Annotated in this window: 21 protein-coding genes and 1 pseudogene; 13 read left to right on the top strand and 9 right to left on the bottom strand. The window is 38.6% G+C overall.

Features of this window, described 5'->3' with window-relative positions; all coding sequences use genetic code 11:
• Positions 1 to 329: 329 nt before the first annotated feature.
• Positions 330 to 1,958, bottom strand: coding sequence for a long-chain-fatty-acid--CoA ligase (locus L3V46_RS11725; RefSeq protein ID WP_034612804.1), 1,629 nt, complete (start codon positions 1,956 to 1,958; stop codon positions 330 to 332).
• A 735-nt stretch (positions 1,959 to 2,693) separates the two neighbouring features.
• Between L3V46_RS11725 and L3V46_RS11720 the strand changes: the two genes are divergently transcribed.
• From L3V46_RS11720 to L3V46_RS11695, 6 genes are all read left to right on the top strand, one after another.
• The gene (locus L3V46_RS11720) at positions 2,694 to 2,906 is read left to right on the top strand and encodes a hypothetical protein (protein WP_004720981.1); all 213 of its coding nucleotides are present in this window, start codon (positions 2,694 to 2,696) and stop codon (positions 2,904 to 2,906) included.
• A gap of 152 nt (positions 2,907 to 3,058) precedes the next feature.
• Positions 3,059 to 3,766, top strand: coding sequence for a hypothetical protein (locus L3V46_RS11715; protein ID WP_239045764.1), 708 nt, complete (start codon positions 3,059 to 3,061; stop codon positions 3,764 to 3,766).
• Positions 3,767 to 3,800: 34 nt separating this feature from the next.
• Positions 3,801 to 4,766 (top strand): D-glycerate dehydrogenase, encoded by a 966-nt coding sequence (locus tag L3V46_RS11710; protein ID WP_239045763.1) that lies wholly within the window; start codon positions 3,801 to 3,803, stop codon positions 4,764 to 4,766.
• A 172-nt stretch (positions 4,767 to 4,938) separates the two neighbouring features.
• On the top strand, positions 4,939 to 6,336 hold the full coding sequence (locus L3V46_RS11705; protein WP_239046772.1) for a M48 family metalloprotease: 1,398 nt from the start codon (positions 4,939 to 4,941) through the stop codon (positions 6,334 to 6,336).
• A gap of 150 nt (positions 6,337 to 6,486) precedes the next feature.
• A complete protein-coding gene (locus L3V46_RS11700) occupies positions 6,487 to 6,846 on the top strand; it encodes a hypothetical protein (protein WP_239045762.1) in 360 nt (119 codons plus the stop codon).
• A gap of 38 nt (positions 6,847 to 6,884) precedes the next feature.
• Positions 6,885 to 7,463 carry a GNAT family protein gene (locus tag L3V46_RS11695; protein ID WP_034612787.1) on the top strand — a complete coding sequence of 193 codons (579 nt, stop codon included), beginning with the start codon at positions 6,885 to 6,887 and terminating at the stop codon, positions 7,461 to 7,463.
• 106 nt (positions 7,464 to 7,569) lie between these two features.
• Here the strand turns inward: L3V46_RS11695 and L3V46_RS11690 are convergent, their stop codons facing one another.
• Positions 7,570 to 8,016, bottom strand: coding sequence for a GatB/YqeY domain-containing protein (locus L3V46_RS11690; RefSeq protein WP_004720970.1), 447 nt, complete (start codon positions 8,014 to 8,016; stop codon positions 7,570 to 7,572).
• 38 nt (positions 8,017 to 8,054) lie between these two features.
• On the bottom strand, positions 8,055 to 8,270 hold the full coding sequence (gene rpsU / locus L3V46_RS11685; RefSeq protein WP_001136722.1) for a 30S ribosomal protein S21: 216 nt from the start codon (positions 8,268 to 8,270) through the stop codon (positions 8,055 to 8,057).
• A 145-nt stretch (positions 8,271 to 8,415) separates the two neighbouring features.
• Here rpsU and tsaD point away from each other — a divergent pair, with 145 nt between their 5' ends.
• Positions 8,416 to 9,432 carry a tRNA (adenosine(37)-N6)-threonylcarbamoyltransferase complex transferase subunit TsaD gene (tsaD, locus tag L3V46_RS11680; RefSeq protein WP_239045761.1) on the top strand — a complete coding sequence of 339 codons (1,017 nt, stop codon included), beginning with the start codon at positions 8,416 to 8,418 and terminating at the stop codon, positions 9,430 to 9,432.
• 68 nt (positions 9,433 to 9,500) lie between these two features.
• On the opposite strand, the gene L3V46_RS11675 is transcribed toward tsaD, so the two are convergent.
• A complete protein-coding gene (locus tag L3V46_RS11675) occupies positions 9,501 to 10,040 on the bottom strand; it encodes a hypothetical protein (RefSeq protein ID WP_239045760.1) in 540 nt (179 codons plus the stop codon).
• A gap of 110 nt (positions 10,041 to 10,150) precedes the next feature.
• On the opposite strand from L3V46_RS11675, the gene L3V46_RS11670 reads away from it, so the two are divergent.
• Positions 10,151 to 11,497 carry an esterase-like activity of phytase family protein gene (locus L3V46_RS11670; protein ID WP_239045759.1) on the top strand — a complete coding sequence of 449 codons (1,347 nt, stop codon included), beginning with the start codon at positions 10,151 to 10,153 and terminating at the stop codon, positions 11,495 to 11,497.
• A gap of 127 nt (positions 11,498 to 11,624) precedes the next feature.
• On the opposite strand, the gene L3V46_RS11665 is transcribed toward L3V46_RS11670, so the two are convergent.
• On the bottom strand, positions 11,625 to 12,683 hold the full coding sequence (locus L3V46_RS11665) for a type II asparaginase (protein ID WP_004720964.1): 1,059 nt from the start codon (positions 12,681 to 12,683) through the stop codon (positions 11,625 to 11,627).
• 308 nt (positions 12,684 to 12,991) lie between these two features.
• Positions 12,992 to 14,227, bottom strand: coding sequence for a pyridoxal phosphate-dependent aminotransferase (locus tag L3V46_RS11660; protein ID WP_004720962.1), 1,236 nt, complete (start codon positions 14,225 to 14,227; stop codon positions 12,992 to 12,994).
• Between the two features lie 151 nt (positions 14,228 to 14,378).
• Here L3V46_RS11660 and msrB point away from each other — a divergent pair, with 151 nt between their 5' ends.
• The 4 genes and pseudogenes from msrB to L3V46_RS11640 all read left to right on the top strand — a co-directional run bounded on the left by msrB (position 14,379) and on the right by L3V46_RS11640 (position 16,851).
• Positions 14,379 to 14,798 carry a peptide-methionine (R)-S-oxide reductase MsrB gene (msrB, locus tag L3V46_RS11655; protein ID WP_004821128.1) on the top strand — a complete coding sequence of 140 codons (420 nt, stop codon included), beginning with the start codon at positions 14,379 to 14,381 and terminating at the stop codon, positions 14,796 to 14,798.
• A complete protein-coding gene (locus L3V46_RS11650) occupies positions 14,795 to 15,277 on the top strand; it encodes a glutathione peroxidase (RefSeq protein ID WP_004720960.1) in 483 nt (160 codons plus the stop codon). The genes msrB and L3V46_RS11650 overlap by 4 nt, the downstream gene beginning before the upstream one ends.
• A gap of 35 nt (positions 15,278 to 15,312) precedes the next feature.
• Positions 15,313 to 16,157, top strand: a pseudogene (locus L3V46_RS11645) (AraC family transcriptional regulator).
• 73 nt (positions 16,158 to 16,230) lie between these two features.
• The gene (locus L3V46_RS11640; RefSeq protein WP_239045758.1) at positions 16,231 to 16,851 is read left to right on the top strand and encodes a LysE family translocator; all 621 of its coding nucleotides are present in this window, start codon (positions 16,231 to 16,233) and stop codon (positions 16,849 to 16,851) included.
• A 245-nt stretch (positions 16,852 to 17,096) separates the two neighbouring features.
• Here the strand turns inward: L3V46_RS11640 and L3V46_RS11635 are convergent, their stop codons facing one another.
• Both L3V46_RS11635 and L3V46_RS11630 read right to left on the bottom strand, forming a co-directional pair.
• Positions 17,097 to 20,267: an efflux RND transporter permease subunit gene (locus tag L3V46_RS11635; protein WP_239045757.1), complete on the bottom strand. Its 3,171-nt coding sequence runs from the start codon at positions 20,265 to 20,267 to the stop codon at positions 17,097 to 17,099.
• 1 nt (position 20,268) lies between these two features.
• Positions 20,269 to 21,462, bottom strand: coding sequence for an efflux RND transporter periplasmic adaptor subunit (locus L3V46_RS11630; protein ID WP_171501854.1), 1,194 nt, complete (start codon positions 21,460 to 21,462; stop codon positions 20,269 to 20,271).
• 413 nt (positions 21,463 to 21,875) lie between these two features.
• On the opposite strand from L3V46_RS11630, the gene L3V46_RS11625 reads away from it, so the two are divergent.
• Complete coding sequence (locus L3V46_RS11625) at positions 21,876 to 24,098, top strand: TonB-dependent receptor (RefSeq protein ID WP_239045756.1); 2,223 nt, start codon at positions 21,876 to 21,878, stop codon at positions 24,096 to 24,098.
• A gap of 53 nt (positions 24,099 to 24,151) precedes the next feature.
• Here L3V46_RS11625 and dapC read toward each other — a convergent pair whose 3' ends face one another.
• On the bottom strand, positions 24,152 to 25,321 hold the full coding sequence (gene dapC / locus L3V46_RS11620) for a succinyldiaminopimelate transaminase (RefSeq protein WP_239045755.1): 1,170 nt from the start codon (positions 25,319 to 25,321) through the stop codon (positions 24,152 to 24,154).
• Between the last annotated feature and the right edge of the window lie 21 nt (positions 25,322 to 25,342).

The raw sequence follows: 25,342 nt of genomic DNA, 5'->3' as shown, positions 1-25,342 counted from the left end.
AAATGTAGTTGATCAATATTGAAAAACTCGGATTACGATCCGAGTTTTTTATGCTTAAATCAAATGAGATGAATCATTGAGCTAAACAAAGCGCATCGTAAAATGCTTGATGTGAGCAGCGCAAAGATCTTGTACATAGCTATTAAAAGCCAATAGGCGAGTATATTAAAGATCTTTATATTGCACTTGTCTTGCTGATTTATACTGATTGTTTAAGACTGATCATGGGTTGAATATTTATTTTTTTAGAAGTAGAAAAGCCCAATGAAATATTGGGCTTTCAAAACTGATTTGAGGAAGGCGTTACACCCTAAAGCGCTTCAATGGCGTTATTCAGTTAATAACACATCTCCATATTGTTCACGTAAATCACGCTTTAACATTTTACCGGTACCTGTTAAAGGAATGGATTCAACAAAAATAACTTTGTCTGGGATTTGCCATTTCGCAATCTTATCTGCATAGTAATCCAATAGTTCTTGCTCAGTAATGTGACTACCTTGCTGTTTAATCGCAATCACCACTGGGCGTTCATCCCATTTTGGGTGGTTTGCTGCAATCACAGCAGCCATCGCAATTTCAGGATGATTCATGGCAATGTTTTCAAGCTCAACAGAAGAAATCCACTCACCACCTGATTTAATTAAATCTTTGGCACGATCACTTAACAGCAGATAGCCGTCCTCATTAATCGTGGCGATATCACCGGTATCAAACCAACCATCAGCACTTAACGCTTTTTCAGATTTGCCATAATAAGATTCAATAATCCAATGGCCTTTGACTTGCAGATTCCCCGTGCTATGTCCATCACGGGCAACTTCATGTGTACCATTTTCTTCATCGGTAATACGTAAATCTACGCCAAAAGGTGGGCGACCTTGAGACAAGCGAACTTTAAATTGTTCTTCTTCACTTAAATTTAGGTGTTTGGCTTTAAGTTGGTTGCCTGTGCCCAATGGGCTCATTTCAGTCATGCCCCATGCATGAATAGTTTCGCAATGATAGATGTCTCTAAATGCTTTCATCATCGCAGGTGGGCAAGCTGAACCGCCAACGACATTGCGTTTAAGGCTTTCAAGAGCGCTACCAGATTGTTTTGCTGCGGCAAGCAAGCCTTGCCAAATCGTTGGTACACCGAGCGCAATACTGACTTTATATTCATCAATCATTTGCACTAAGCTGGCACCATCTAAACCCGGGCCCGGGAGTATCAATGTACAACCGACCATTGCTGCGGCATAAGGTGTACCCCAAGCATTGACATGGAACATGGGAACCACAGGTAACATAATATCTTTTGCAGATAAATTTAGTGAGTCGGGCAGTGCGATCGCATAGGTGTGTAAAATGGTTGAGCGATGACTATACAAAGCGCCTTTTGGATTGCCCGTTGTTCCTGAGGTATAGCAAAGCGAGCTTGCGGTATTTTCCTCAAAATTTGGCCACTCGTACTGTACAGAATGTTCTGCAATCAGCACATCATAGAATTTAACATCTGGGAGGGCATCGGCAATATCTTGGTCAAAAGCACCCAGATAAACGAAATGTTCTACATGAGGGGTAAGGGCTTTCACTGCTTTGATTAGCGGTAAAAAGGTTTTATCAAATAACACCACTTTGTCTTGAGCATCATTGATAATAAAGATCAATTGTTCAGGAAAGAGTCTAGGGTTGATGGTGTGACAGACCAAGCCACTTCCGGAAATTGCATACCAAGATTCAAGATGACGATGATTATTCCATGCAATCGTTGCAACTCGGTCACCTAAGCCTAAACCCAGTCCAGCAAGTGCATTGGCAAAGCGTTTAGCGTTTTCGCTTACATGTGTCCAATCTGTCTTTGTAATCGTGCCATCGGTATTTTTTGAAATAATCGCAGTATCACCATGATAACGCGTAGCATGCTCAATGAGGCTACTGATTAATAATGGTTGCTGCATCATACGTCCTTGCATATAAAATTCCTTTATAATCTTGTTGATAGGCTTAAATTGTATTTTTCTCAGAAGCTTTCTAAGTGAAAAAAATTGTTAAATAGAAAAAGCTATCATTTCATCCTATATAAAAGTCAGATTAAATCAAGCTTAAAAACAATATATTTTTGCAACATTTTTATTCTTTTAACCAATAAAAAACAATAGCTTAGTTGGATTATCACAATTTGAAAATTTGATCAAGAAATGTGGGGTATCAGACTAAAGAACTAGGGAAAAGTATTATTCAGATATATGTATATGTGCTAAACATATTACATGTCTTGTTAAGGCATTGATGTTTTAGGATGAAACTATATTGACGTGACATATTAAAAGGAGTTTTAGAATGTTTCAAAAGATCAGAAAATTATTGTGTATCCACAGTTTTGAATATGAAATTGGACATAATATTGTGGTTAAAGAGTGCCGTAAGTGTGGTGCTCATCATTAATTTTCTAGAAGCGATCGCAAAATATCACTATATTATGATCATTCGATAAAATATGGTGATATTTAGAAAGCGTTATATCTCTAAATGAAAATAATAAAAATCTAGTTTTGCAAGCTGATTCATTCAATCTTATGGTGATAGATGTCCTCGTTTGATTGCATATGGCTGTTTTATTTTATTGCTTAAGGCTGTCTTGGTTTTTTAAGTATTGCTAAATTTACGTTAGAATAATGCTATTCTTGTTTTATTGTCTTTGAATCATAATGTCTAAAGATTTTTTAGCTGAAAATTATATTGTCGATGAACATCTTGCTGATACTTTAAATTGGTTATGCCAACATCAAGATTGTTATGATGCTTTTCAATTTGATGTGTTGACTCAAGAACTCAAAGTTCATCATGCCAATGGTACAGATATCATTCGTCAGGGGATGTATCTTACGGCAAAGTACGGAATTTTAATCACATCTTTATAGTGAGTTGGTGTTCAATGATTGTCGCTAAAATCAGCATGTAACATATTCTTGCGCTTAAATTTAATTTATCGTGTTTTTTTACTTTGATTAGTGCGACAAAAAAGTCAAAACACAGCTAAAATATAGCTTGAATAGAGTGTATTGAATCCATAATGAATATGAACGTATCAGAACATCAGCGTAGCATTTTGGCTACGATGGGAATAGAGCTTTGGATCCCCAAGGTTGATGTTCAAACACGTCATTATGAAAATGCGCTATACCGTGATATTGCTCAAGTTGAACAGGATATTGCTGTTGTGCCTGAGTTGAACACGCATTCAACTCAATCAGATGCAAAACCAGAAAATCAAAAAGTACAGCCGCCACAGATTGAAAAAGCTCATCAGCCTGAAGTTTCTTTATTAAAACGCAATCCTGAAACACAGCAAACTGAAGAGATTTCGGCACCTGAGCAAATTCAGCAACAGACAAACTTTACTGTTGAGCCTGCATTACAAATTGCGCCATTTGAAATCCAAGCCTATTGCATTGAAAGCTGTGTCATCTTTGTCGATTGTACTCAAATCAGCGCTGACCAATTCACGCTATGGGGCAATATACAGCAGGCGCTTGTAGGGCAGTTTTATGATTTAAAATGGCCTTTTCCAATGGTGCAGCTTCAAGATGGAAGAGGGGCTGCGATGTATATCCAAGGGTTTGTTGATGCTTTAAGGCAAGAACGCAAAGTCATCAGTCTTGGTCAATTGCCTTATTTAAACAATACTGAAATGTTTGAATTGGCAAGTTTACAAGAGATGATTGAACAACCCCTATTAAAACGCCGTCTATGGCAATTTATGCAAAATAAACTGAATTAGTTTTCAAGATCTGTACTGAGAGGTTTTCTAGGATATGAATAAAAAAGTGGTTGTATTTAGTCAAATCGACTCAGAAGTTCAAGCAAAATTAGCAGAAAAATATCAGTTGATTGTATTGAATCCTAAGCAAGGCGATATCAATGCACAAATTCGTCAAGCGGTTGTTGATGCAGATGCAATGATTGGTGCGGGTCGTTTGATTAATGAAAGCAATATAGCCACTGCAGAAAAATTAAAAATTATCTCCTCTGTCAGTGTGGGCTATGATAATTACGATGTTGATTATTTAAATCAAAAGAAAATCTGGTTGTCGAATACACCACACGTATTAACCGAAACGACTGCGGATTTAGCGTTTACTTTGTTGATGAGTGCTGCGCGTAAAGTACCGAGTCTAGATCACTGGACCAAACAAGGTGAGTGGCAACGTACAGTCAATGCGACACAATTTGGTCAAGAAATTTTTGGTAAAACTTTAGGAATAATCGGTTTAGGTTATATCGGTGCTGCTATTGCACGACGTGGATTTTATGGCTTTAATATGAATATTTTGTATCATAATCGCCGTGAAAAAATCGAAGTTGCACAACAGTTTAATGCACAATATAAAAGTCTTGAAGCACTGTTAAAACAAGCTGATTTTGTTGTGGTTGCGGTAGATTTAAATAGCCAATCTAAAGCCTTAATCGGTGCTCAAGAATTTGCTTTGATGCAAAAGCATGCTGTTTTTGTCAATATTGCACGTGGTTCGGTGGTGGATGAACAGGCATTAACAGAGGCTTTACAGAACCGTCAAATTTTTGCTGCGGGTCTAGATGTATACCAAAAAGAACCGTTGCAACAATCGCCATTGTTTGAGTTGGATAATGTCGTGACTTTACCGCATATCGGTTCAGCAACCGCCGAGACGCGCAAGAAAATGGCGGAACTGGCTTTTCAAAATTTAGTCGATGCTTTGGAACAACGCACACCAAGATATTTAGTCAATGAAAACTTCTAGTTGACGTTGAATGTTTGCTGACAATGCAAATTACATATGAAATGTTTACAGCCCCCTAACACTTCATTGCGAATTTGTACTAAATTCAATGTTATATTTAGAATATTAAAATAATTGGGACGATCAATTGAACAAGACCTTTCTCAGCCTTTGTCTCTGCTTAAGCACTTCAATTAGCTCAGCTGATGATTTTCTGCAAACTCAGAATAGTACTCAATTTGAAGTACCTGAGATTGGCAGTGGGGTGGGGTTTCTTGATCAACAAAAAGAAAAAACCATTGGTGAAACAGTTTATCGTCAAGTGCAACAGCGAATGCCAGTTCTGCAAGATCCTTGGCTGGAAGACCAGTTTATGCTGGTTTTTTCAAAAATTCTCAGGCAAACCCAACTTTCACAACCTGTAGGGTTGGTGGTGATTAAAGATGCTCAGATCAATGCATTTGCAGTACCTGGGGGGATGTTTGCCTTAAATAGTGGAATGGTTACAGCTTCAAGTAACATGGATGAAGTTGCCAGTGTAATGGGACATGAAATTGCCCATGTCACACAACGTCATTACAGCCGTTCACAGGAAGCATTTAAAGGTCAAGGTTTGTTGGCGCTTGCTGGAATCATTGTTGGCGCTGCATTGGCGTCCAAAGCGGATGGTGATATTGGTGGTGCAGTGATGATGGGTACACAAGCTGCATTGATGGACAAGCAACTCAGTTATAGCCGAAATCAAGAACGTGAAGCTGATCGGATCGGCATGCAGTTTATGTATGGGGCTGGATATGACCCAGAAAGTATGGCTGATTTCTTTGAAACCATGCATCGTTCTACCAGTCGGTTAAGTTTTTTACCTGATTTTTGGTTAACTCATCCCTTAACAACAGAGCGTATGAGTGAAGCAAGATTAAGGGCAAATCAATTTCCAAAAGTTCCTTTTCGTGCTCAGCAATCTGATTTTGATATTATTAAATGGTATACCGCAGTGATTTCGGGACAAGCCACTGACCGTCAATTGCTGGCTTTAGCACAATCGAATAATTTAGCGGGTTTATTGGCTTTAAGTGAATTTTATTTGCTGCAAGGTGATTATGACAATGCGCAGACGCAGCTGAATTTAGCCAAGAAGGTCAACGCTGAGCATACTTTGGTCACTTTGATTCAAACTGATATTTATTTAGGGCGAAATAAATTAGATGATGCCTATCAAACCATCATCAGTAAGCAAATCATAACCCCAGAAAATCGTGCATTAAGTTATAAATTAGCCGAAGTTTATATTCGACAGCAGAAGCCCAAAGAAGCTGAGCAATTGGTTAATCGTTTTGTGAATAAAAATAATAAAGATATTATTGGCTGGCAACTGTTACAACAAGCGGCAAATTTAGATAAAAAGAATCCAATGCGTACAGTCAATGTGCTGAGAAATCGGGCAGAAGTTCAGTATTGGTCTGGTGATGAAGAAAATGCGATTAAATCACTTTTACATGCCAAGCGTTTGGCTAAAGAGAATAATGCGATGAGTGCCCGTATCGATACACGCTTAAAAGTGATGCAAGATGAGCTGAAGTTAAAAATTTAAAAATAACATTTAAAGAACTTAAAACTTGAGTTAAAAACTAAAAAATAATGGGTAATTTTAAATGTGCCATTAAAGAAAATTTACTTTCTATTCTTGCTTGAACAGGTTAAGCTAAAATCACTTAAAGTTATAATAAAGTATTTGATTCACATGAAGAAAATTTTAATCGCATGCAGCATTTTTTTCTATGCTCACTCAACATTTGCAGCAGTACCAGAAAGCTATGTTCGAGAAGTTGAGCGTATTTCGACGCAATACAGTGCCGACATGAAATTTTTTTTGCGTAGTCTAGATCCGAAATTGAGCCAGTTTAACCCGCAACAAGAGTCAGAATTCTGCGGTATTGTTAAAAAATATGTCGATGATATGTATAAAACGACAGATGAAAATCGTCAATACCTCCCACCATCAGCGCAATCTATGACCAAACAAAATGTGATTGATAAAGTGATGTTGTCACCTGAAATGCAGTTACTAAAAAAATATAATATTCAGTGTGATTTGAAATAGGTTTATCTTTAACATCTTACATCTGAGCCACATCATTTATGGATTTTAGCCAATTTCAAATTGAGAATGAGCAGATTGTTCTCAACATCATTCAAGTATCTGATGCTGAAGATTTATATAGTGCAATAAAAAATACTTTAACCGAGCTTAGAAAGTTTCCTGCAAGTCTCGCATGGGCATTGGAAGAGCCTAATTTGCCAGCTTCAATGGCATTCTGCCAATCTCGTTTGGTGGCGTTGTTAAATAAAGAGAACTTTGTATTTATTATCCGTTTAAAAGAAACTGATGATTTTTTAGGGGTTGTCGATATCCATGCAATTGATTGGTTGCAAAATACTGCATCTATTGGGTTTTGGGGAAACTCAAAATTTAAACAAAAAGGTTATATGGCACAAGCGCTAACACTATTTGTAAGTAGTTTATTCTCGAAATGGAATTTTTGGGGTTTAAATGCTTATGTCGATGTAGAAAATATATTGGCACGAAAATTATGTGAAAAAGCAGGGTTTTTGCTTAAAGATATTCAATATCAATCTGTACAGAATCCAGTCGATGGTGGCTTTAGAGATATTTGCCATTATCAGATAGAAAATAAATTAACTGATATTGTAGATTGACGATTTTGGGCTATTTAACAAGAAACTATTTCATTGCAAAATAATTTTTATTTAAGTTGTTAAATAGACCAAATCAAACAGAAATTCAGATTTAAGAACGTTGGGTTTAGCCAAGTTTTGCTTTAATTTTTGCAGAAACTTGTGCTGGATCGGCACGTCCGGCTATGATCGGACGTAGAGAATTCATCACCTTACCCATATCTTTCATGCTAGTTGCACCTTGCGCAGTAATTGTTTGCGCAATGAGAGAATCAAGCTCGTCCTCTGACATAGCTTCAGGTAGAAACTGAGATAACACCTCAATTTCGGCTTGTTCTTTACTAGCTAAATCTTCACGGCCTGCACCTTCAAAGGCTTTGACCGATTCTTTACGTTGTTTGATTTGCTTTTCAATGACCGCAAGAACCTGAGTATCGTCAAGCTCTATGCGCTCATCGACTTCGATTTGCTTGATTGCTGCCTGTAGACCACGAATTACCGTTAACTTACCCATTTCTTTAGCACGCATTGTTGCTTTTAAAACATCAGTTATTTGGTTTTTTAAAGTAGTCATTTATCTGTCCAGGTGAGTCAATCAATCACAAATTAATCTTAGTAAAGGCGAGTAGTACGTACTGATTCACGCGCCAATTTCTTTTGGTAGCGTTTAACAGCAGCAGCTTTTTTACGTTTACGTTCTTGAGTAGGTTTCTCGTAGAATTCACGTTTACGAACATCAGCTAAAACACCAGCTTTTTCGCATGAACGTTTGAAACGACGGATAGCTACGTCTACTGGTTCGCCTTCTTTCAATTTAACTTGTGGCATGAAGAATCCTCATTAAGTTATGGATAAGATCAGGGTCGAATTACCCTAGATCACAAGTGAAGGTCAGTATTTTACTCATTTACATCTCATACCACAAGTCTATAATAGCTTTAGCAATATTTTGAAATGGGTAAAAGGCAATTTAATGATCGTTCTGGGCTTAGAAACTTCATGTGATGAAACAGGATTAGCGCTCTATGACAATGAAGTCGGCTTAAGAGGACAGGTGTTATATAGTCAAATTAAATTGCATGCAGAGTATGGTGGTGTGGTCCCTGAATTGGCCTCTCGTGATCATGTTCGGAAGTTAATTCCTCTGATTAATCAGTTGCTTGAGCAAAGCGGTGTAAGAAAATCAGAGATCGATGCAGTGGCGTATACGCGCGGCCCTGGCTTAATGGGTGCACTGATGACAGGGGCATTATTTGGTCGCACCTTGGCTTTTGCGCTGAATAAACCCGCAATTGGCGTGCATCATATGGAAGGTCATATGCTTGCTCCATTATTATCCGAAAATCCACCTGAATTTCCGTTTGTCGCATTATTAGTGTCAGGTGGACACACTCAATTGATGGCAGCACATGCAATAGGTGAGTACGAAATTCTAGGTGAGTCGATTGACGATGCCGCTGGTGAAGCTTTTGATAAAGTCGCAAAAATGTTGAAATTACCTTATCCGGGTGGTCCAAATATTTCAAAATTGGCGGAACAAGGTGACAAAAACGCGTTTGAATTTCCACGTCCAATGTTGCATCAAGGGCTAGATTTTTCATTTAGTGGTCTAAAAACTGCTGTTTCAGTGCAGTTAAAAAAATTGGGTGAAGAACAACGTGATGCAGATATTGCAGCTTCATTCCAAGAAGCTTTAGTGGATACTTTGGTCAAAAAGTCGATTAAAGCATTAAAACAGTCGGGTTTAAGACGTTTGGTGATTGCGGGCGGTGTCAGTGCCAATAAACGTTTAAGAGAGCGTTTAGAAGCAGATTTAGCTAAAATTAAAGCAACGGTTTATTATGCAGAACCTGCTTTATGTACAGATAATGGTGCAATGATTGCGTTTGCAGGTTATCAGCGTTTAAAAGCTGGACAAAAAGATGGTTTATCGGTGACGACAACACCACGTTGGCCAATGACTGAATTGACTAAACCTGAATTAGTTTAAGTCCGATATTGAACGGATTGTTAAATTTAACAAAGAGGCGAAAGCCTCTTTTTTTATGGATCTAAAATTTAACGAGAATAAGGCTTCCATGTTTTGCTTTTGTTATCATAGTGATATTGAACCTGATCATCGTAATTTGATTCAAAGTTTGTATGGCCATATTGATGATTGATACTAAAACAATTTTTAATATTGCTATAGGTTTCATGTGTGCCAGGGTGATCACCATCGAATTGTGAACCCATTAAGCATAATTTTGAGTCATTCAATGCAAATGTATAAGTGGGCTTCTTTTTGACATTGCCTTCATTATCTTCCCAACCCGTAAACTGATAATTGAGTGGATAGGCAATACCCGTTTGGGTATCTAAAGCAACCATTTCTAAAGAATCTGAAGTTCCCGTATTGAGTAAAATATATTTTTTATCAAAATTGGGCTGCATTGTTTTAAGCGCATTTTTATATTTGGCAAGATTGGCTTTAGAACAGTAATCGCCATTAAAATAATCACTCTGACACTCAGAAACTTTTTTAAACGTCGTCCCAGCATATGCCAATTGTAGCGATGCAGAACAAACAATCAGTGATAGGGCGAAAAATCTTTTCATTTATATTGACTTTGAAGGTGTTTCTACACAGTTTATCGCATTTCTTTTACTGTGGTTTATCTGATTTCATGATAAAAAATAATCAGAATATTAAAAAATGAGATTGGAACATGGACTTATTGTCTTCTGAACAGCATATCCACCCAAACAATATTGATACAGATCCTCAGCTTTATAAAAAATTTAGCCAAGGCGTGCGTTTACCTTATGAAGTTTTAAACATTCACAATATTCCTGATGGTGCAAAACCTGGCCATTTTATCGAGATTCGTTGTGGTGGGTTTGGTTCAGAAATTTCAGCACACCCTACAGAAAAGTATCAATTCTATGCACTTACAGATCGTGGGCCGAATACCACATATAACGTTAATCAAGATCATGGCAAAATCTTTTTAGAGCCTGACTATACTCCTAAAATTGGATTATTTGAGTTAAAAAAAGATGGAACTATTCAGAAAATAAAAGAAATTTTATTAAAAGATCCAACGGGCAGAAATATTACTGGTTTGCCCAATCAGCATTTTGGTGCAAGTAAAGAAATCGCCTATGACCAAGATGGCAAGAAATTAGCCATAGGCACAGATGAATTTGGATTGGATGCTGAAGGTTTGGTTGCACTCAAAGATGGTACTTTCTGGGTCAGTGATGAATATGGTCCTCATATTGTGCATTTTAATGCAGACGGGCTAGAAATCGACCGTATCAATGCCTATGTCTTAGATGAGCGCAGAACATCGGGGTATTTATTGCCCCAAGAATATGCCAATCGACGCCAAAATCGAGGGATGGAAGGTTTAACCATTACACCTGATCAAAAAAAGCTGGTGGGCATTATGCAATCCACCATGAGTAATCCCGATGCTTCAGTAAGCAAATCAGATCTTGTGCGTATTGTGATGATTGATTTAGAAAGCAAAGTCGTTTCTCAGTATTTGTATCAACAAGAAGGGGGTCCGAAGGCTTATTCAAATACGGCAATAACCGCATTGAGTGCCTCACAATTTCTAGTCGCAGAACGCGATGATGATTTCTATAAAGATAATCCTCAAGCATTTAAACGGATTTATAAAATCAATCTGCAACATGCCACTGATTTGGAAAAGCTAAAGCCAACTTCAACGATTCGGCAAGATGAACAATTCGGCCTGTTGATAGCAGAACAAACCCTTGAACAATATGTGTTAACAGCAGGCTGGAGTGGTCTGGCTCAACAGGGTATCTACCCAGTAGAAAAAACCTTAGTGGTGGATTTGGTTGCGCGTTTACACTATCCGCACGATAAAATTGAAGGTCTATGGGTGATTGATGAACAGCATTTAGCAGTGCTCAATGATGATGATTATGCTTTTTCTGAAACGGATGGGGTATTGGAACAAAAGTATTTGGATCAAGATAAAACTATCATCGATGGCAATACACTTTATATCCTTGATCAATTGGATTTAACAGCGGATTAAATCATTATCCATTCAAGATAAAATTAAACCGCCAAATTTATTTGACGGTTTAATGCATAGTTTCACGCTTAACTTTGTGCTGGTTTTAAACTTGATTCAAGTATTAAGCTTGATTCAAAGATTAAACTTAGTATTCCCAGAACATCCGTTGAATTTCTTTTGCATCTTTGGTTTTGGTCAGCGCCAAAGCAGCTAAAAGTTTTGCTTTTTGCGGATTCAAATCGTGAGCAACCACCCAACCATATTTATCATCAGGCTGTTCAGCATTACGTAATACAAAACCTTGTGGAACGCGTGAAGAACGAATGATTTGTACACCTTGTTGCTGGAGTTGGTTCAATGTCGGAACAATATAATTCGCAACGGAACCATTACCTGTACCCGCATGAATAATGGCTTTAGCACCCGCTTTCGCATAGGCCACATAGGCATCTGGAAGCATATTGCCTGAACCATAAACGATTTGAACGATTGGTAACGCATCACCTTGAATGTTCTCAATATTAAACTCAGAGCTATTGTTAAAACGTTTTGCAACATTTCTAAACCAATAAGGTTTACCTTCAACCAGTGTACCTAAAGCACCCCATTGGCTGACAAAAGCATCGGTATGAATATTGATGGTCTTTGACACATCACGTGCTGCAAAAATATCATCATTCATTAACACAAAAACGCCTTTGCCTTTGGCACTGTCTGCGGCAGCAAGCGCAACAGCACTATACAGGTTCAAAGGGCCGTCAGCTGAAAGCGCTGAAGGTGGACGCATAGAACCAACAACGACAATTGGTTTATCTGTATGAACTGTAAGACTTAGAAAATAAGCAGTTTCTTCTAAAGTATCTGTACCATGGGTAATCACCACGCCATTCACATCAGGCTTTTTAACCAATTCGTTCACTTTACGTGCAATGGTTAAAAGCTCTTTGTCAGTGATGCTTTCTGAAGCAACCTGTAAAGCCTGTACGCCTGTAACATTAGCAAGATTTTGAATTTGTGGAACTGCATTCAACAAATCATCTACAGGAACTTTCGCAGCAGTATATGTTGCGCTATTTGTAGAACTTGCTCCAGCACCCGCGATCGTACCGCCAGTTGCGACGACAACGACATTATTTTTTGCATAACTCGTAAAGGGTAAAAGCATGCCAATTGCAAGTGTAAGTGCAGTAACCGTCTTTTTCATAAACTATCCTTTTCAATCATTGTTCTGGTCATAAGCATTTTTTGTACCAGTTTTTAAATCTATATAAATACTGAGCTGTTGCCCATACTTATTTAAAAATGTAATTTTTCAAATAATCACTCAAATTTATAGTTACATACTATTAAAACTGGATAAAGTGCTTGCCAGTGCGTTTTTTCAGCATTCAATGAAGATGTTGTACAATATAACGTCAATGACTAAGTTTTTAGTTGTACAGATGAATTGGGTAATTAAAAAAGGCATTCAATTTTGAATGCCTTTTTTAGCTTATCTTTACTTTATAAAGATTAACGCATTTTTGCCAAGAAACGACTTAAGCGGTTCATTGCTTCACGTAATTCATTTTCTGCAGGAAGGAATACCACACGGAAATGATCAGGTGTAGGCCAGTTAAAACCTGTTCCTTGAACCAGTAAAACTTTTTCAGCTTTGAGGAAATCTAACATGAATTTTTCATCATCTTCAATTGGATAGATTTCAGGATCTAGCCTAGGGAAACAATACATTGCACCTTCTGGTTTTACGCACGACACGCCAGGAATATCGTTAAGCATTTCCCAAGCAATATTGCGTTGTTCATATAAACGACCACCTGGGCGGATCAAATCATTAATTGATTGATAGCCACCTAAAGCGGTTTGAATCGCATATTGGGCTTGGTGGTTGGCACATAAACGCATAGAGGCAAGCATGTCCAAGCCTTCAATGTAATCCATTGCACGAGACTTATCGCCCGTAATCGCCATCCAACCAGAACGGTAACCTGCAATACGATAGGCTTTAGATAAACCATTAAAAGAAACACATAAATGGTTTCCTGCTAATGCTGCAACAGAGACATGTTCGATACCGTCATAAACAATTTTGTCGTAAATTTCATCTGCAAATAAAATTAGATCATGTTTTTTTGCTAATGCGACGATCTGTTCTAAAACATGGCGCGGATAGACTGAACCCGTTGGATTATTTGGGTTAATCACCACAATACCACGAGTATTTGGGGTAATTTTACTTTCCATATCCGCCATATCAGGATACCAGTAGTTTTGGTCATCACATTTATAGTGAATCGCTGTACCACCTGATAGATTTACGGCTGCCGTCCATAATGGGTAATCCGGCATTGGAACCAGCATTTCATCGCCATCATCCAATAAACCTTGCATCGCCATAACGATCAGTTCAGACACACCATTCCCGATATACACATCTTTGACATGTAAATCCAAGATACCTTTTTGCTGATAATACTGACAGATGGCTTTACGCGCAGGGAAGATCCCTTTTGAATCTGTATAACCGACAGCATTAGGCAAATTTAAAGCCACATCATTGATAATTTCTTGAGGGGCTTCAAAGCCGAACGGGGCGGGGTTACCGATATTTAATTTAATAATTTTATGACCGGCTTCTTCCATCTCATTGGCCGCTCGTAACACTGGTCCACGAATGTCGTAGCAAACATGCTCTAGCTTTGACGATTTCTTGATTTCACGTGGGGTTGTGTTACCTAAAACGGACATAATTTTATCCAATTATTTTGAGTTAAAAAAATAGATTACTGAAATATCACAATCTATGTTGAAATTTAGCTAGAAATTTTCCAAGCTCTAGCGTAAATATGGAAGTACTGAAGCATGACATTGAATGTCAAAGATTTAAAGGAGTTTAATGATGGGAAAACTCAATAAAACAGACCGAGAATGGCAAAGAGAGTTATCACCAGAGGAATTTAAAATCACTCGACAAAAGGGCACTGAAGCTGCCTTTACTGGAAAGTATTGGAATTCCAAGCAGCATGGAACCTATGTATGTCGATGTTGTGGGGAAGAGTTATTCTCTTCAGAAACCAAATATGACAGTGGTTGTGGTTGGCCGAGCTTTTTTAAACCGATCAATAATACTGTTATAGAAGAACAAGATGATCATTCGCATGGTATGGAACGTGTAGAAATTATATGCCATCATTGCGACGCTCATTTGGGGCATGTATTTGAAGATGGACCACAACCAACGGGCTTACGCTACTGCGTAAATTCCGCTTCTTTAGAATTAAAATCACAAGAAAAAGGCGACGAGGAAACGTATCCATGACCAACATTTATCAGTTTGAGGCTGAGCTGTTAGAGGGTGAAAATAAATCTTTTTCTGATTATGAAGGAAAAGTTTTATTGATTGTAAATACTGCAAGTAAATGTGGCTTTACTCCACAATTTGCAGGATTAGAAAAGGTTTACGAGAAATATAAAGACCAAGGTCTTGAAGTTTTAGGATTTCCTTGTAACCAGTTCGGTGGACAAGACCCCGGTACAAATGAGCAAATCGGCACTTATTGCCAACGCAATTATGGTGTTTCTTTTCCAATGTTCGCTAAAGTGAATGTAAAAGGACCTGAAGCGCATGTGATATTCCGTTATTTAACCAATAACAGTAAGGGCATACTCGGCAGTGGCATTAAGTGGAATTTCACCAAATTCTTAATAAATAAGAAAGGTGAAGTGATTAACCGCTATGCACCAACCACGAAGCCTGAGGATATAGAACAGGATATTGAAAAAGCTTTAGCAGAATAACCTGTTGTACAGATCAAAATAAGACTGAGGATATGATGCAATTAGACACTGCAGTTGAATTTTGGACTGATCCGCAAATGCCCTATGTCGAAACACGTAGGGCATGTCAAAGCCGTATTTGCTATAAATCACATAGCCTCCGACCTTTTCGATTGGTGCTGTGGATTGTGGAATAAGTCGCTTTAGTAGCTATTTTGCCAGCGAAGAGCAAATTCAAACAGGAAGCGTAGTAATCATTCCTGCTGAGGTGGAACACGCATGTAATCCACTGGAAAATCAAGCATGGAGTTATCAAATGATGCATTTAGATGCACATTGGGTTGCTCAACTTTTTTCAGAATTAGTCAAAGATATTGAGCAGCTTTATCCCCATCATCTTCCGTTGCTAAAACCACAAATTTTAACAAACCCACATATATACCAAGCATTTACGCAGTTAAATCAGCTGTTATTTGATCCAACTATATCGATTTTATTCAAACAACAACAATTAATTGAAGTCCTGAGTGAAATATTATTGCCCAATTTTGAATTTACGTTATTAAAGCAGTCTGATTATTTTCAAAAGCATTTGGGTGCAATGATTGATGATATGAATCACAGTAAACAGATGCTTTCTTTAGAAGATCTCAGTCAAAGTCTAGGGATTAGTCGTTATGCCATTATTCGCTTGTTTAAAAATAATTTTGGCTTAACACCACATGCGTATCAATTAAATCAAAAAATAAATATAGCCAGAAAGCGTTTGAAGTCTGGAGAAGCAATTATTCAAGTTGCTCATGATTTGGGGTTTACAGACCAAAGTCATTTTCATCATGTGTTTAAATCGCATACTGGAATCACACCGAAGCAGTTTCAAGCTCAGTTTGTCATGCTCTAACTGCGCAATTATCTACAAGATAATAGGTTCTAAAAATATTTAAGCTCATCTAAATATTTTTTTGGATCGAGTAATGCAACTGTTCTTTATTGTGATTGTCACCCATTTCATTGCTTTACTTTCACCCGGCCCTGATTTTTTTCTTATTTTAACCTCATTGTTTCGAAATGGGCCACATGCGGCGAGAGCTGTTTGTTTAGGGATCGTCTTGGGAAATGTTGCCGTGATAGGCCTTATTTTGAGTTCATTGTTTTTTCTTGGCAAACTCGATGATGATATTTTAAAGCTGGTAAAATGGGGCTGTATTGCTTATTTAAGTTATTTGTCTTATCGGTGTTTCATATTTGCACAACAAGCTAAACTAACAGTGGATTACCATATAGAACACCAAAATAAACCCACCTTTGCATGGATAAAATATGTCTTGCTGGGGATACAGTCGAGTTTATTAAATCCTAAAAATATTCTGTTTTATAGCAGTATTATTATGGCAATTTATCAGCACTATAATGTTGTTCAACTGACTTTAACCTGTTTGTGGATGGTGAGTGTAGTTTTGATCTGGAACTTGCTTCTGGTGCGATTGATGACCCAAAATAAAGCTATGCATTGGTTTAAAACCAAAATCAAATATATTTATTATCTTTCATCCTTATGCTTTGGCTTATTTGCTGCGGCTTTGTTGCTGAATTAATCAAATAAAATTAGCCCAAATAAAAAAATGTCTATCTAATAAAGATCTTTGATAAATCAAAAAATGATCATGTGGAGTGAATCATATTGGTATTGAAAGTTCCTTCTCCCTTTGGGAGAAGGCTAGGATGAGGGCGCTTTTATGTTGATTTATGGTTTTAAAAAGGACTTATGAAAGAAGTCTAATAAAGATCTAGATAGGCTTTCTCTTTTACATTATGTTGTCATCTCATTCAATTTTAAAAATCAAGAATGAGATACGCTTGCTTCTTTCGATTTATTGGCTTTATTGCGCTTAAATAACATGTTGTGAATATCATCAATAAAGGTATACACAACAGGAATAACCAATAATGATAAAAAGGTACTGGTAATCAGTCCACCAATTACAGAGATTGCCATCGGTGCTCTAAAACTTGGATCTGTACCTATTCCTAAGGCAATCGGAAACATACCTGCACCCATCGCTAAAGTGGTCATAATAATGGGTCGTGCACGCTTATGGCAGGCATCTAAGAGCGCATTCATACGTGAATACTGCCGTTCATTGCGGGCGATAATTGCATAATCGACCAAAAGAATCGAGTTTTTACTGGCAATTCCCATCAACATGATTAAGCCAATCAAACTTGGCATCGAAAAACTACTTTTTGCTAAAAGCAGTAGCACAAACGCACCACCCAGTGCCAAAGGCAATGCTACTAAAATGGTGATCGGTTGTAAGAAGTCTTTAAACAGGAGCACCAAGACCACATAGATACACAATACGCCTGTGAGCATAGCTAAACCAAAGCTTGCAAAGAGCTGTTCCATCACATCGGCATCACCCAGATTGGTACGTTTTACTGTCGGAGGTAAGTTTTTGATGGTTGGAAGTTTATCTACAGCAGCCGCAACATCGCCTAAAGGCTGATCATTGAGCTCAATATTAAAGTTGATGTTACGTAAACGGTTAAAGCGGTCAATTTGTGAAGGACCACTTTCAATATTAACTTGTGCAATGGTGCTTAACATCACTGGACCTTTACTGCCTGTAATCATCAAGCGTTTAATCAGGTCTTGGTCTTGACGTGCAGACAGGGGCAGTTTGATGACGATCGGAATTTGCCGTTGCGAAAGGTTTAATTTTGCCAAATTCTGATCAAAATCTCCCGCCGTGGCAATACGCACAGTTTCAGCGATATTTTGTGTGGTAATGCCTAAATCCGCAGCTTTTGCAAAGTCAGGGCGAATCACCAATTCAGGGCGAATCAATGCTGCGCTTGAGGTAATACTACCAATATTTGGAATAGTCCGGATTTCTCGTTCTACTTGACGTGCTGTACTGATTAATACATCTGGGTCATCACCTGACAGCGCAATTTGATATTGGCTGTTATTGCCTGCAATACCGACTTGAATCCGTGCACCAGGCAATGGAGCTAAACGTTGGCGCAAGTCGTTTTCAATTTTTTGCAAACTTGCAGCACGGTCTGAACGTGCTGTGACTTGAATGGTTAAGGTTGCTTTTCTTGGTTCACTTGATGCACCACCCGCAAAAGGATCTGTACCTGCTGAACCACCACCAATCGTGGTATAGACACTTTTAATTTCAGGATGATCCTTAATTAAACTACGCGCGTATTCTGCTGCTTTTAAGGTATCTGGAAATTGTGAACCTGGTGGAAGCTCAACACGCACTTGGGTCTGCCCAGTGTCAGGTGGTGGAACAAAGCCTGTAGGGAGTAATGGAATGAGCATCAGTGAAGCAATAAAGAAAATGATGGCACTGCTTAAGGTGATCCAACGATGATTTAAACACCATGTGACCATCCGCATATATGCGCGCATCACCCGACCATCTTTGGCACGATCATGTTGAAGTTCAAGATCACCATGATCTTTGATTGCTTGGCTTTGATCATCTAATACTTGGTTGTCATGATGACTTTCAACTTTGCCAACCCAAGGTTTAAGAATATAGGCTGACATCATAGGTGTCAGTAAGCGTGCCACCAAAAGTGAGGCAAAAATAGCCAAAGCCGCTGTCCAGCCAAATTGCACAAAGAATTTACCCGCAATACCACTCATAAAGGCAGTGGGTAAGAACACTGCAATCAAGGTGAAAGTGGTGGCAATCACGGCTAAACCAATTTCATCGGCTGCCTCCATGGCCGCTTCATAAGGCGTTTTCCCCATTCGAAGATGCCGGATGATATTTTCAATTTCTACAATGGCATCATCGACCAGTATCCCAACAACCAACGACATGGCTAACAGTGTGACAATATTTAAAGTAAAACCTAAGTAATACATGCCAATTAGGGCGGGTAGAATGGACAAAGGTAGGGCAGTTGCCGCAATGATCGTGGCACGCCAATCACGTAAAAACAGCCAAACCACCAAGATTGCAAGCAGTGCGCCTTCATACAGCAAGGACATTGAGCCTTTGTAGTTATCAACCACAGGATTTACAAAGTTAAATGCTTCAGTGATTTTAATATCGGGATGCGCCGCTTTTAATGTTTCAAGTGCCTCTTTTACTCCGATTTCAACATCAACTTCACTTGCACCTTTACTGCGGGTAATTTCAAAGCCAATCACAGGGTGGCCATTTAACAGTGCAGCAGAACGTCGTTCAGCAATGCCATCACGAATGCTGGCAACTTGATCCAGCCGAATATGGCGACCATCACTCAAGGCAATATCCATTGCTGCAATTTCAGCAGCAGTTTTTACTGTGGCGATGGTACGAATAGACTGTTCACTGCCGCCTATTTTGGTTTGTCCGCCAGATGCATCTTGCTGAACAAGGCGTAATTGTCGGGTGATGTCTGTTGCTGTGGCATTTAATGCTAAGAGTTTTTCAGGATCTAATTCAACTTCAACTTGACGCGTGACACCGCCTACACGAGAAACCGCACCAACGCCTTTGACTTTTAACATTGCACGTGCTACATCGTAATCAACAAACCAAGACAGTGCTTCTTCATCCATACGAGGGGATTGGATGGTGTAGGTGAGAATCGGTGAACCTGAAAGGTTGATTTTACTGACAATTGGATCACGAAGATCTGCAGGTAAATCTGAACGTACTTGTGAAACCGCATTACGGACATCATCAACAGCTTCTTGCAGTGGTTTTTCCAGTTGGAACTCGGCAGTTACGGTAACTACACCATCTTGGATATTGGTATATTGATTTTTAAGTCCCTGTAAAGTTGCAATCGAGTTCTCAATTTTACGTGCAACTTCTGTTTCCAGTTGCGGTGGTGCTGCACCGGGTAAAGCCGCAGTAACCGTAACCATCGGTAATTCAATATCGGGGAATTGTTGGATTTTCATCCAATGAAAACACATCAAACCCGCTAAACCTAGCATGATAAAAAGCAAGATACCGGGAATCGGATTTTTAATCGACCAAGCGGAGAAATTCATGTTATTTCTCCTGCGTGCTAACGAGTTGTTTGGTCAATGGTGTATCTGGAATGGCATGACCACGTTTGATTAAATCACCATCTGACAAGAATCCTGTTCCAGAGGCAACCAGTTGAGTGTTTGCTGCTAAATCAACAATTTCAACACGATCATTTAAACGTCGACCAAGTGTGACTTTCTGTTGAGTTACTCGATTATCTTTATTGACAATAAACACATAAGAGAAACCATCACGTAAAAGTACTGCGGTTTGAGGCACTGTTAGTGCTGGCTTTTCGCCTAGATCAAACTCACCTTTGACAAACATACCCATACGAACAGCATCAGTGGTAGGTATATCCACATAGACCAAGCCATAACGTGTTTGCGGGTCAATGACTGGTGCAATCATCCGAACGCTACCTGAAACGGCTGAACGGCTAGGATCAGGTGAGGTGATATGCGCTGTCATGCCTTTTTTAAGTTTATATAAGTCTGTCGAGGTTACTTCGGCACGCCATTCCAAACGGTTATCACGGATCAAGCGGAACAGTTCTTGTCCCGTTTGTGCCAATGAGCCAACTGTTGCTGTACGTGCTGAAATAACCCCATGATCGGGTGCAATCACTTGGGTTTGTGTTAAACGAAGCTGATTACTGTCAATTTGGGCTTTGGCAGCATCTAAACGGGCTTGTGCTGTACTTTGAGAAGTCAGGTATTTTGTCGCTTCTTGTTGTGAAATTGCACCAGTATTTTTGAGTTGTTGAATACGTTGATTATTGATACTGGCATCAGCTAGCACAGCTTTCGCTTCTGCATAATTGGCCTTTGCTGTCGCCAATTCAGCACGAATACTTTCACTGTTAATTTCAGCCAAAACTTGCCCACGTTGTACGCTATCACCAACGTTGACATTGACTTTGGTAATTCGTTGCCCCGAAAGTTCACTGCCAATCACCACTTCTTGCCATGCAGCAATATTGCCATTGGCTGTAAAGTTTTGCTTCCAGTTTTGTAGCTCGGGTTGTATCACCGTTACAGTCAGTGCTGGTTTTGCGCTAGAAGCGGATGTTGCTGCATTTTCTGGAGAAGGCTGCTTTTTATTTGAAGATTTCCATCCAATAAAAGCCACGATTAGCACAATAAAAATAATTGCAATAATGATCCCGAGTTTTGAGTTTATGCGCTTTTTTTTCATTGGGTCATGCGATTTCATTTTAGTTTTTTAAATGAGTAGAGATAAGTTGAGTATCTCTAAAGGCTCTATGTTTGGTCAAGTTGCAATACAGCGCTTAATGTGATTTTTTGAAAGTTAAGCGGTTAAATTTTGCTATAGAGAGGCCGTTGAAGTTAGTGATATTTGTTGTTTTAAAGCACTGATTATTAGATCACGTGAATGAATAAAATTATTTATATGTTTTTGATATAAAAACCATCAAAACCAGCATAATTTTGTATAAAAACTACAAAAACTTTCTCAATTTATAATATTTTTTAATAAATAAATACCATGAGTTCTTGCTTTTTTATTTGAAAAAACGTGCTTATAAAATGAGAAAGCAAGTTTAAGTAATAGTGATTATCATTTAATATTGCGACTTAATTTAGATGACTGTTTTAGAGCCTCCTATGCGAAAAATTAAACCCTTAATTGTGATGATGGCAGTGGCGACAAGTGCTGCAATTGCGCATGCTGAACAACAAGATGCTCCATCGACTCAATCGAGCAATGGTAATGCAAAACAACTGAGTACGATTACAGTAGTCGCAAGTGCAGATGCATCAGCAGAGGGTTTAATGCCAGCATTTGCTGGTGGACAAGTGGCTTCTGGCGGTAAAGTTGGAATATTTGGTAATCAGAAAAATATAGATACGCCGTTTAATCTAACCAGCTATACCAATCAATATATTCAAGAGCGACAAGCAAAAAGTGTTGGGGATGTTTTAAAAGTGGATCCAAGTGTTCGTGTCGGACGTGGTTTTGGTAATTTCCAAGAAAATTATTATATTCGTGGCTTTAACTTGGGTTCAGACGACACAGCCTATAACGGTTTATATTCAATTTTACCACGTCAATATATTCCTGCGGAGCTGTTTGAACGTGTTGAGGTATTAAAAGGGGCATCCTCATTTTTAAATGGAGCCATGCCAAGTAATGGTGGGATTGGTGGTGCAATTAACTTATTGCCGAAACGTGCAAGTAACGAACCACTTAATCGTGTCACAGTAGGTACGGACTTTAATGGCGGTTATATTGCCAATGATATTTCTCGCCGTTTTGGTGAAGATCAACAATTCGGCGTACGAGTAAACACAGCATATCATGGCGGTGATACTGCTGTTGATAATGAAGAAGCATCTTTAGGCTTAGCTTCTATAGGTTTGGATTACCGTGGTGATCGTTTACGTCTTTCTGGCGATATGGGTTATGTGAATAATCGTTTAAAAGCGACTCGACCAAATGTGACTTTAGGCGCGGGTATTACCGAGATTCCGAAAGCAATTGATGGCTCAGATAACTTTGCACAAAAATGGACGTATTCAAATGAAGAGGATGTCTTCGGAAGTTATCGTGCTGAATATGATTTAGCAGATAATTTAACAGCTTATGCTGCTTATGGTTTTCGACATGGCGAAGAGCAAAACAGTTTAGCAAATATGACATTGACCAATCAGACAACAGGCGCGGGAACCATTTATCGATTTGACAATGCGCGTGTAGATATGGTCAATACTGGTGAAGTTGGTGTGCGTAGTAAAGTAAACACAGGTTCAATTGAACATAATTTAGTGCTATCTGCATCGGCATTTCAACAGAACACCCGCAATGCTTATGTGATGGACTATAAAAATACATTAGCCAACAATATCTATAATCCAATCCAGTATGATCAACCTGCTTATTCACAAAATGCGTTGTTTGGGAATAACTTAGATACACCTAAATTAACGACTCGGACGCGTTTAAGAAGTATTGCCATTGGCGATAACCTCAAAGCTTTAGATGATAAATTAACAGTCATGCTCGGTGGACGTTATCAAACCATCATGCAAGAAAACTATAATTATGGAACTTCAACTAAATCAGGTGAGTATGATGAAAGTAAGTTTACCCCTGCTTTGGGTCTAAGTTATAAAATCCTGCCTGAAGTTTCAGTTTATGCAAATTATATTGAATCTTTAGCTACAGGTTTGAGTAATACCAATTCAACGACGAAAGAAACCACAACACTCAAACCATTCGTTGCTAAACAAAAAGAAATTGGTGCCAAATATGAAAATGATCAGTTTGGTGCAAGCCTAAGTTTGTTTGATATCGATAAGCAGCGCGCAGTACTTGAAAACAGTGTTTTTAGTGATGCGGGTAAATATGTACATCGTGGTGTTGAACTCAATACTTTTGGTCAATTGACTGATTCTTTAAAAGTGTTAGGTGGTGCAACTTGGATTGATGCAAAGCAAAAAAATACAGGAAATGTTAACTACGATAATAAAAAGGAAGTGGGTGTTGCAGAATTTCAAGCAAATGTTGGTGCTGATTGGAAATTACCAACAGTTCAAGATGTGTCTTTAAATGCTCAAGTCACTTATACAGGTTCGACTTATGCAAGTTTAGACAACAAATTGAAAGTAGGTGATTGGACAACTTTAGATCTTGGTGCGACATATAAAACTCAGTTGGGGCAAACACCGACAACTTTTAATTTCCGCGTAAATAATGTCTTCGATAAAAATTATTGGTCATCAGTTGGTCTATTCGACAACATCAACAGTACTTCTAACACCAATAACGGCTACTTGGTTGCTGGGCAACCTCGTACATTCATGCTAAGTGCTGCATTTGATTTTTAAATACCATAAAAAAATGCCCCCAAATTTGGGGCATTTTTTATAACAGCATATTTTTATAAAATAGCTTTTAGACGTTGGATCACTTGCTCACATTGAGCAATATCTGCGACCAATGCCATACGAACATGACCTTCACCAGGATTGCCTTGTTCAGTATCACGAGACAAATAACGCCCCGGTAAAACTTTAATGTTGGCTTTTTCCATTAACATTTTGGCAAAGTTTTCATCATGATCGACTTTTAACCAATAATAGAAACCTGCATCGGGCTTTTGTAATGCTAAAAGATGACCGAGTTCATTTTGGAACAAATCAAATTTGGCACGATACAGTCTACGATTTTCTTCAACATGTGTTTCATCGTTCCAAGCAACAATTGAAGCCAATTGATGTTGGACTGGCATTGCAGCGCCGTGATAAGTACGAAATTTTAAATAAGGTTTAAGTAAGTTTGCATCCCCAGCAACAAAACCTGAGCGCATACCCGGTAGGTTTGAACGCTTAGACAGAGAATGGAACACGATACAATTTTTATAATCGTTACGACCTAATTCAGCACAGACTTCCAATAAACCGATCGGTGCTTCATCAAACCACAATTCTGAGTAACATTCATCAGACGCAATCACAAAGTCATATTGGTCAGAAAGTGCAATTAGCTTTTTAAATTGTGCTTTTGAAAGTACCGCACCAGTAGGATTTCCCGGCGTACAAACAAACAAAAGTGCAGTTTTTTCCCAAACTTCAGCAGGTACAGCATCAAAATCACCGAGGTAATTGTTATCTTCGGTACAGTTAACAAAGTATGGCTTGGCGCCAGCTAAAAGTGTTGCACCTTCATAAATCTGATAGAACGGATTAGGCATTACCACATAAGGTGCGTCATCACGATTAATCAAGACTTGTACAAAAGAGAAAATCCCTTCACGTGTACCTGTAACTGGAAGGACATGATCTTCGGCACTGATTGCATTCAGTTTAAAACGACGGGTTAGCCACTGAGCAATACTTTCACGAAGTTCTGGTAAACCTTTACTGTTTGGATAAGTTGAAAGGTGCTGAAAATTATCAATGATCGCTTGCTTCACAAACTCAGGAGCAGGATGCTTTGGTTCTCCAATTGAAAGTGGGATCAAAGGTAAATCTGCAGGTTTTACATCCTGAAAAAGCTGGCTTAACTTTTCAAATGGATAAGGATGTAATAAAGACAAACTAGAGTTCATGAAACAATTACCACGATAGAA

It is taken from the genome of Acinetobacter sp. AG3 (genome assembly GCF_022343575.1).
GTDB lineage: Bacteria > Pseudomonadota > Gammaproteobacteria > Pseudomonadales > Moraxellaceae > Acinetobacter > Acinetobacter guillouiae.
This window is presented reverse-complemented; position numbering and strand designations above follow the sequence as displayed.

Excerpts from the sequence above, each read along its gene's own strand:
- L3V46_RS11725 (WP_034612804.1), bottom strand. The coding sequence starts at position 1,958 with ATGCAAGGACGTATGATGCAGCAACCATTATTAATCAGTAGCCTCATT.
- L3V46_RS11720 (WP_004720981.1), top strand. The coding sequence starts at position 2,694 with ATGTCTAAAGATTTTTTAGCTGAAAATTATATTGTCGATGAACATCTT.
- L3V46_RS11715 (WP_239045764.1), top strand. The coding sequence starts at position 3,059 with ATGAATATGAACGTATCAGAACATCAGCGTAGCATTTTGGCTACGATG.
- L3V46_RS11710 (WP_239045763.1), top strand. The coding sequence starts at position 3,801 with ATGAATAAAAAAGTGGTTGTATTTAGTCAAATCGACTCAGAAGTTCAA.
- L3V46_RS11700 (WP_239045762.1), top strand. The coding sequence starts at position 6,487 with ATGAAGAAAATTTTAATCGCATGCAGCATTTTTTTCTATGCTCACTCA.
- L3V46_RS11695 (WP_034612787.1), top strand. The coding sequence starts at position 6,885 with ATGGATTTTAGCCAATTTCAAATTGAGAATGAGCAGATTGTTCTCAAC.
- L3V46_RS11690 (WP_004720970.1), bottom strand. The coding sequence starts at position 8,016 with ATGACTACTTTAAAAAACCAAATAACTGATGTTTTAAAAGCAACAATG.
- rpsU (WP_001136722.1), bottom strand. The coding sequence starts at position 8,270 with ATGCCACAAGTTAAATTGAAAGAAGGCGAACCAGTAGACGTAGCTATC.
- tsaD (WP_239045761.1), top strand. The coding sequence starts at position 8,416 with ATGATCGTTCTGGGCTTAGAAACTTCATGTGATGAAACAGGATTAGCG.
- L3V46_RS11675 (WP_239045760.1), bottom strand. The coding sequence starts at position 10,040 with ATGAAAAGATTTTTCGCCCTATCACTGATTGTTTGTTCTGCATCGCTA.
- L3V46_RS11670 (WP_239045759.1), top strand. The coding sequence starts at position 10,151 with ATGGACTTATTGTCTTCTGAACAGCATATCCACCCAAACAATATTGAT.
- L3V46_RS11665 (WP_004720964.1), bottom strand. The coding sequence starts at position 12,683 with ATGAAAAAGACGGTTACTGCACTTACACTTGCAATTGGCATGCTTTTA.
- L3V46_RS11660 (WP_004720962.1), bottom strand. The coding sequence starts at position 14,227 with ATGTCCGTTTTAGGTAACACAACCCCACGTGAAATCAAGAAATCGTCA.
- msrB (WP_004821128.1), top strand. The coding sequence starts at position 14,379 with ATGGGAAAACTCAATAAAACAGACCGAGAATGGCAAAGAGAGTTATCA.
- L3V46_RS11650 (WP_004720960.1), top strand. The coding sequence starts at position 14,795 with ATGACCAACATTTATCAGTTTGAGGCTGAGCTGTTAGAGGGTGAAAAT.
- L3V46_RS11640 (WP_239045758.1), top strand. The coding sequence starts at position 16,231 with ATGCAACTGTTCTTTATTGTGATTGTCACCCATTTCATTGCTTTACTT.
- L3V46_RS11635 (WP_239045757.1), bottom strand. The coding sequence starts at position 20,267 with ATGAATTTCTCCGCTTGGTCGATTAAAAATCCGATTCCCGGTATCTTG.
- L3V46_RS11630 (WP_171501854.1), bottom strand. The coding sequence starts at position 21,462 with ATGAAATCGCATGACCCAATGAAAAAAAAGCGCATAAACTCAAAACTC.
- L3V46_RS11625 (WP_239045756.1), top strand. The coding sequence starts at position 21,876 with ATGCGAAAAATTAAACCCTTAATTGTGATGATGGCAGTGGCGACAAGT.
- dapC (WP_239045755.1), bottom strand. The coding sequence starts at position 25,321 with ATGAACTCTAGTTTGTCTTTATTACATCCTTATCCATTTGAAAAGTTA.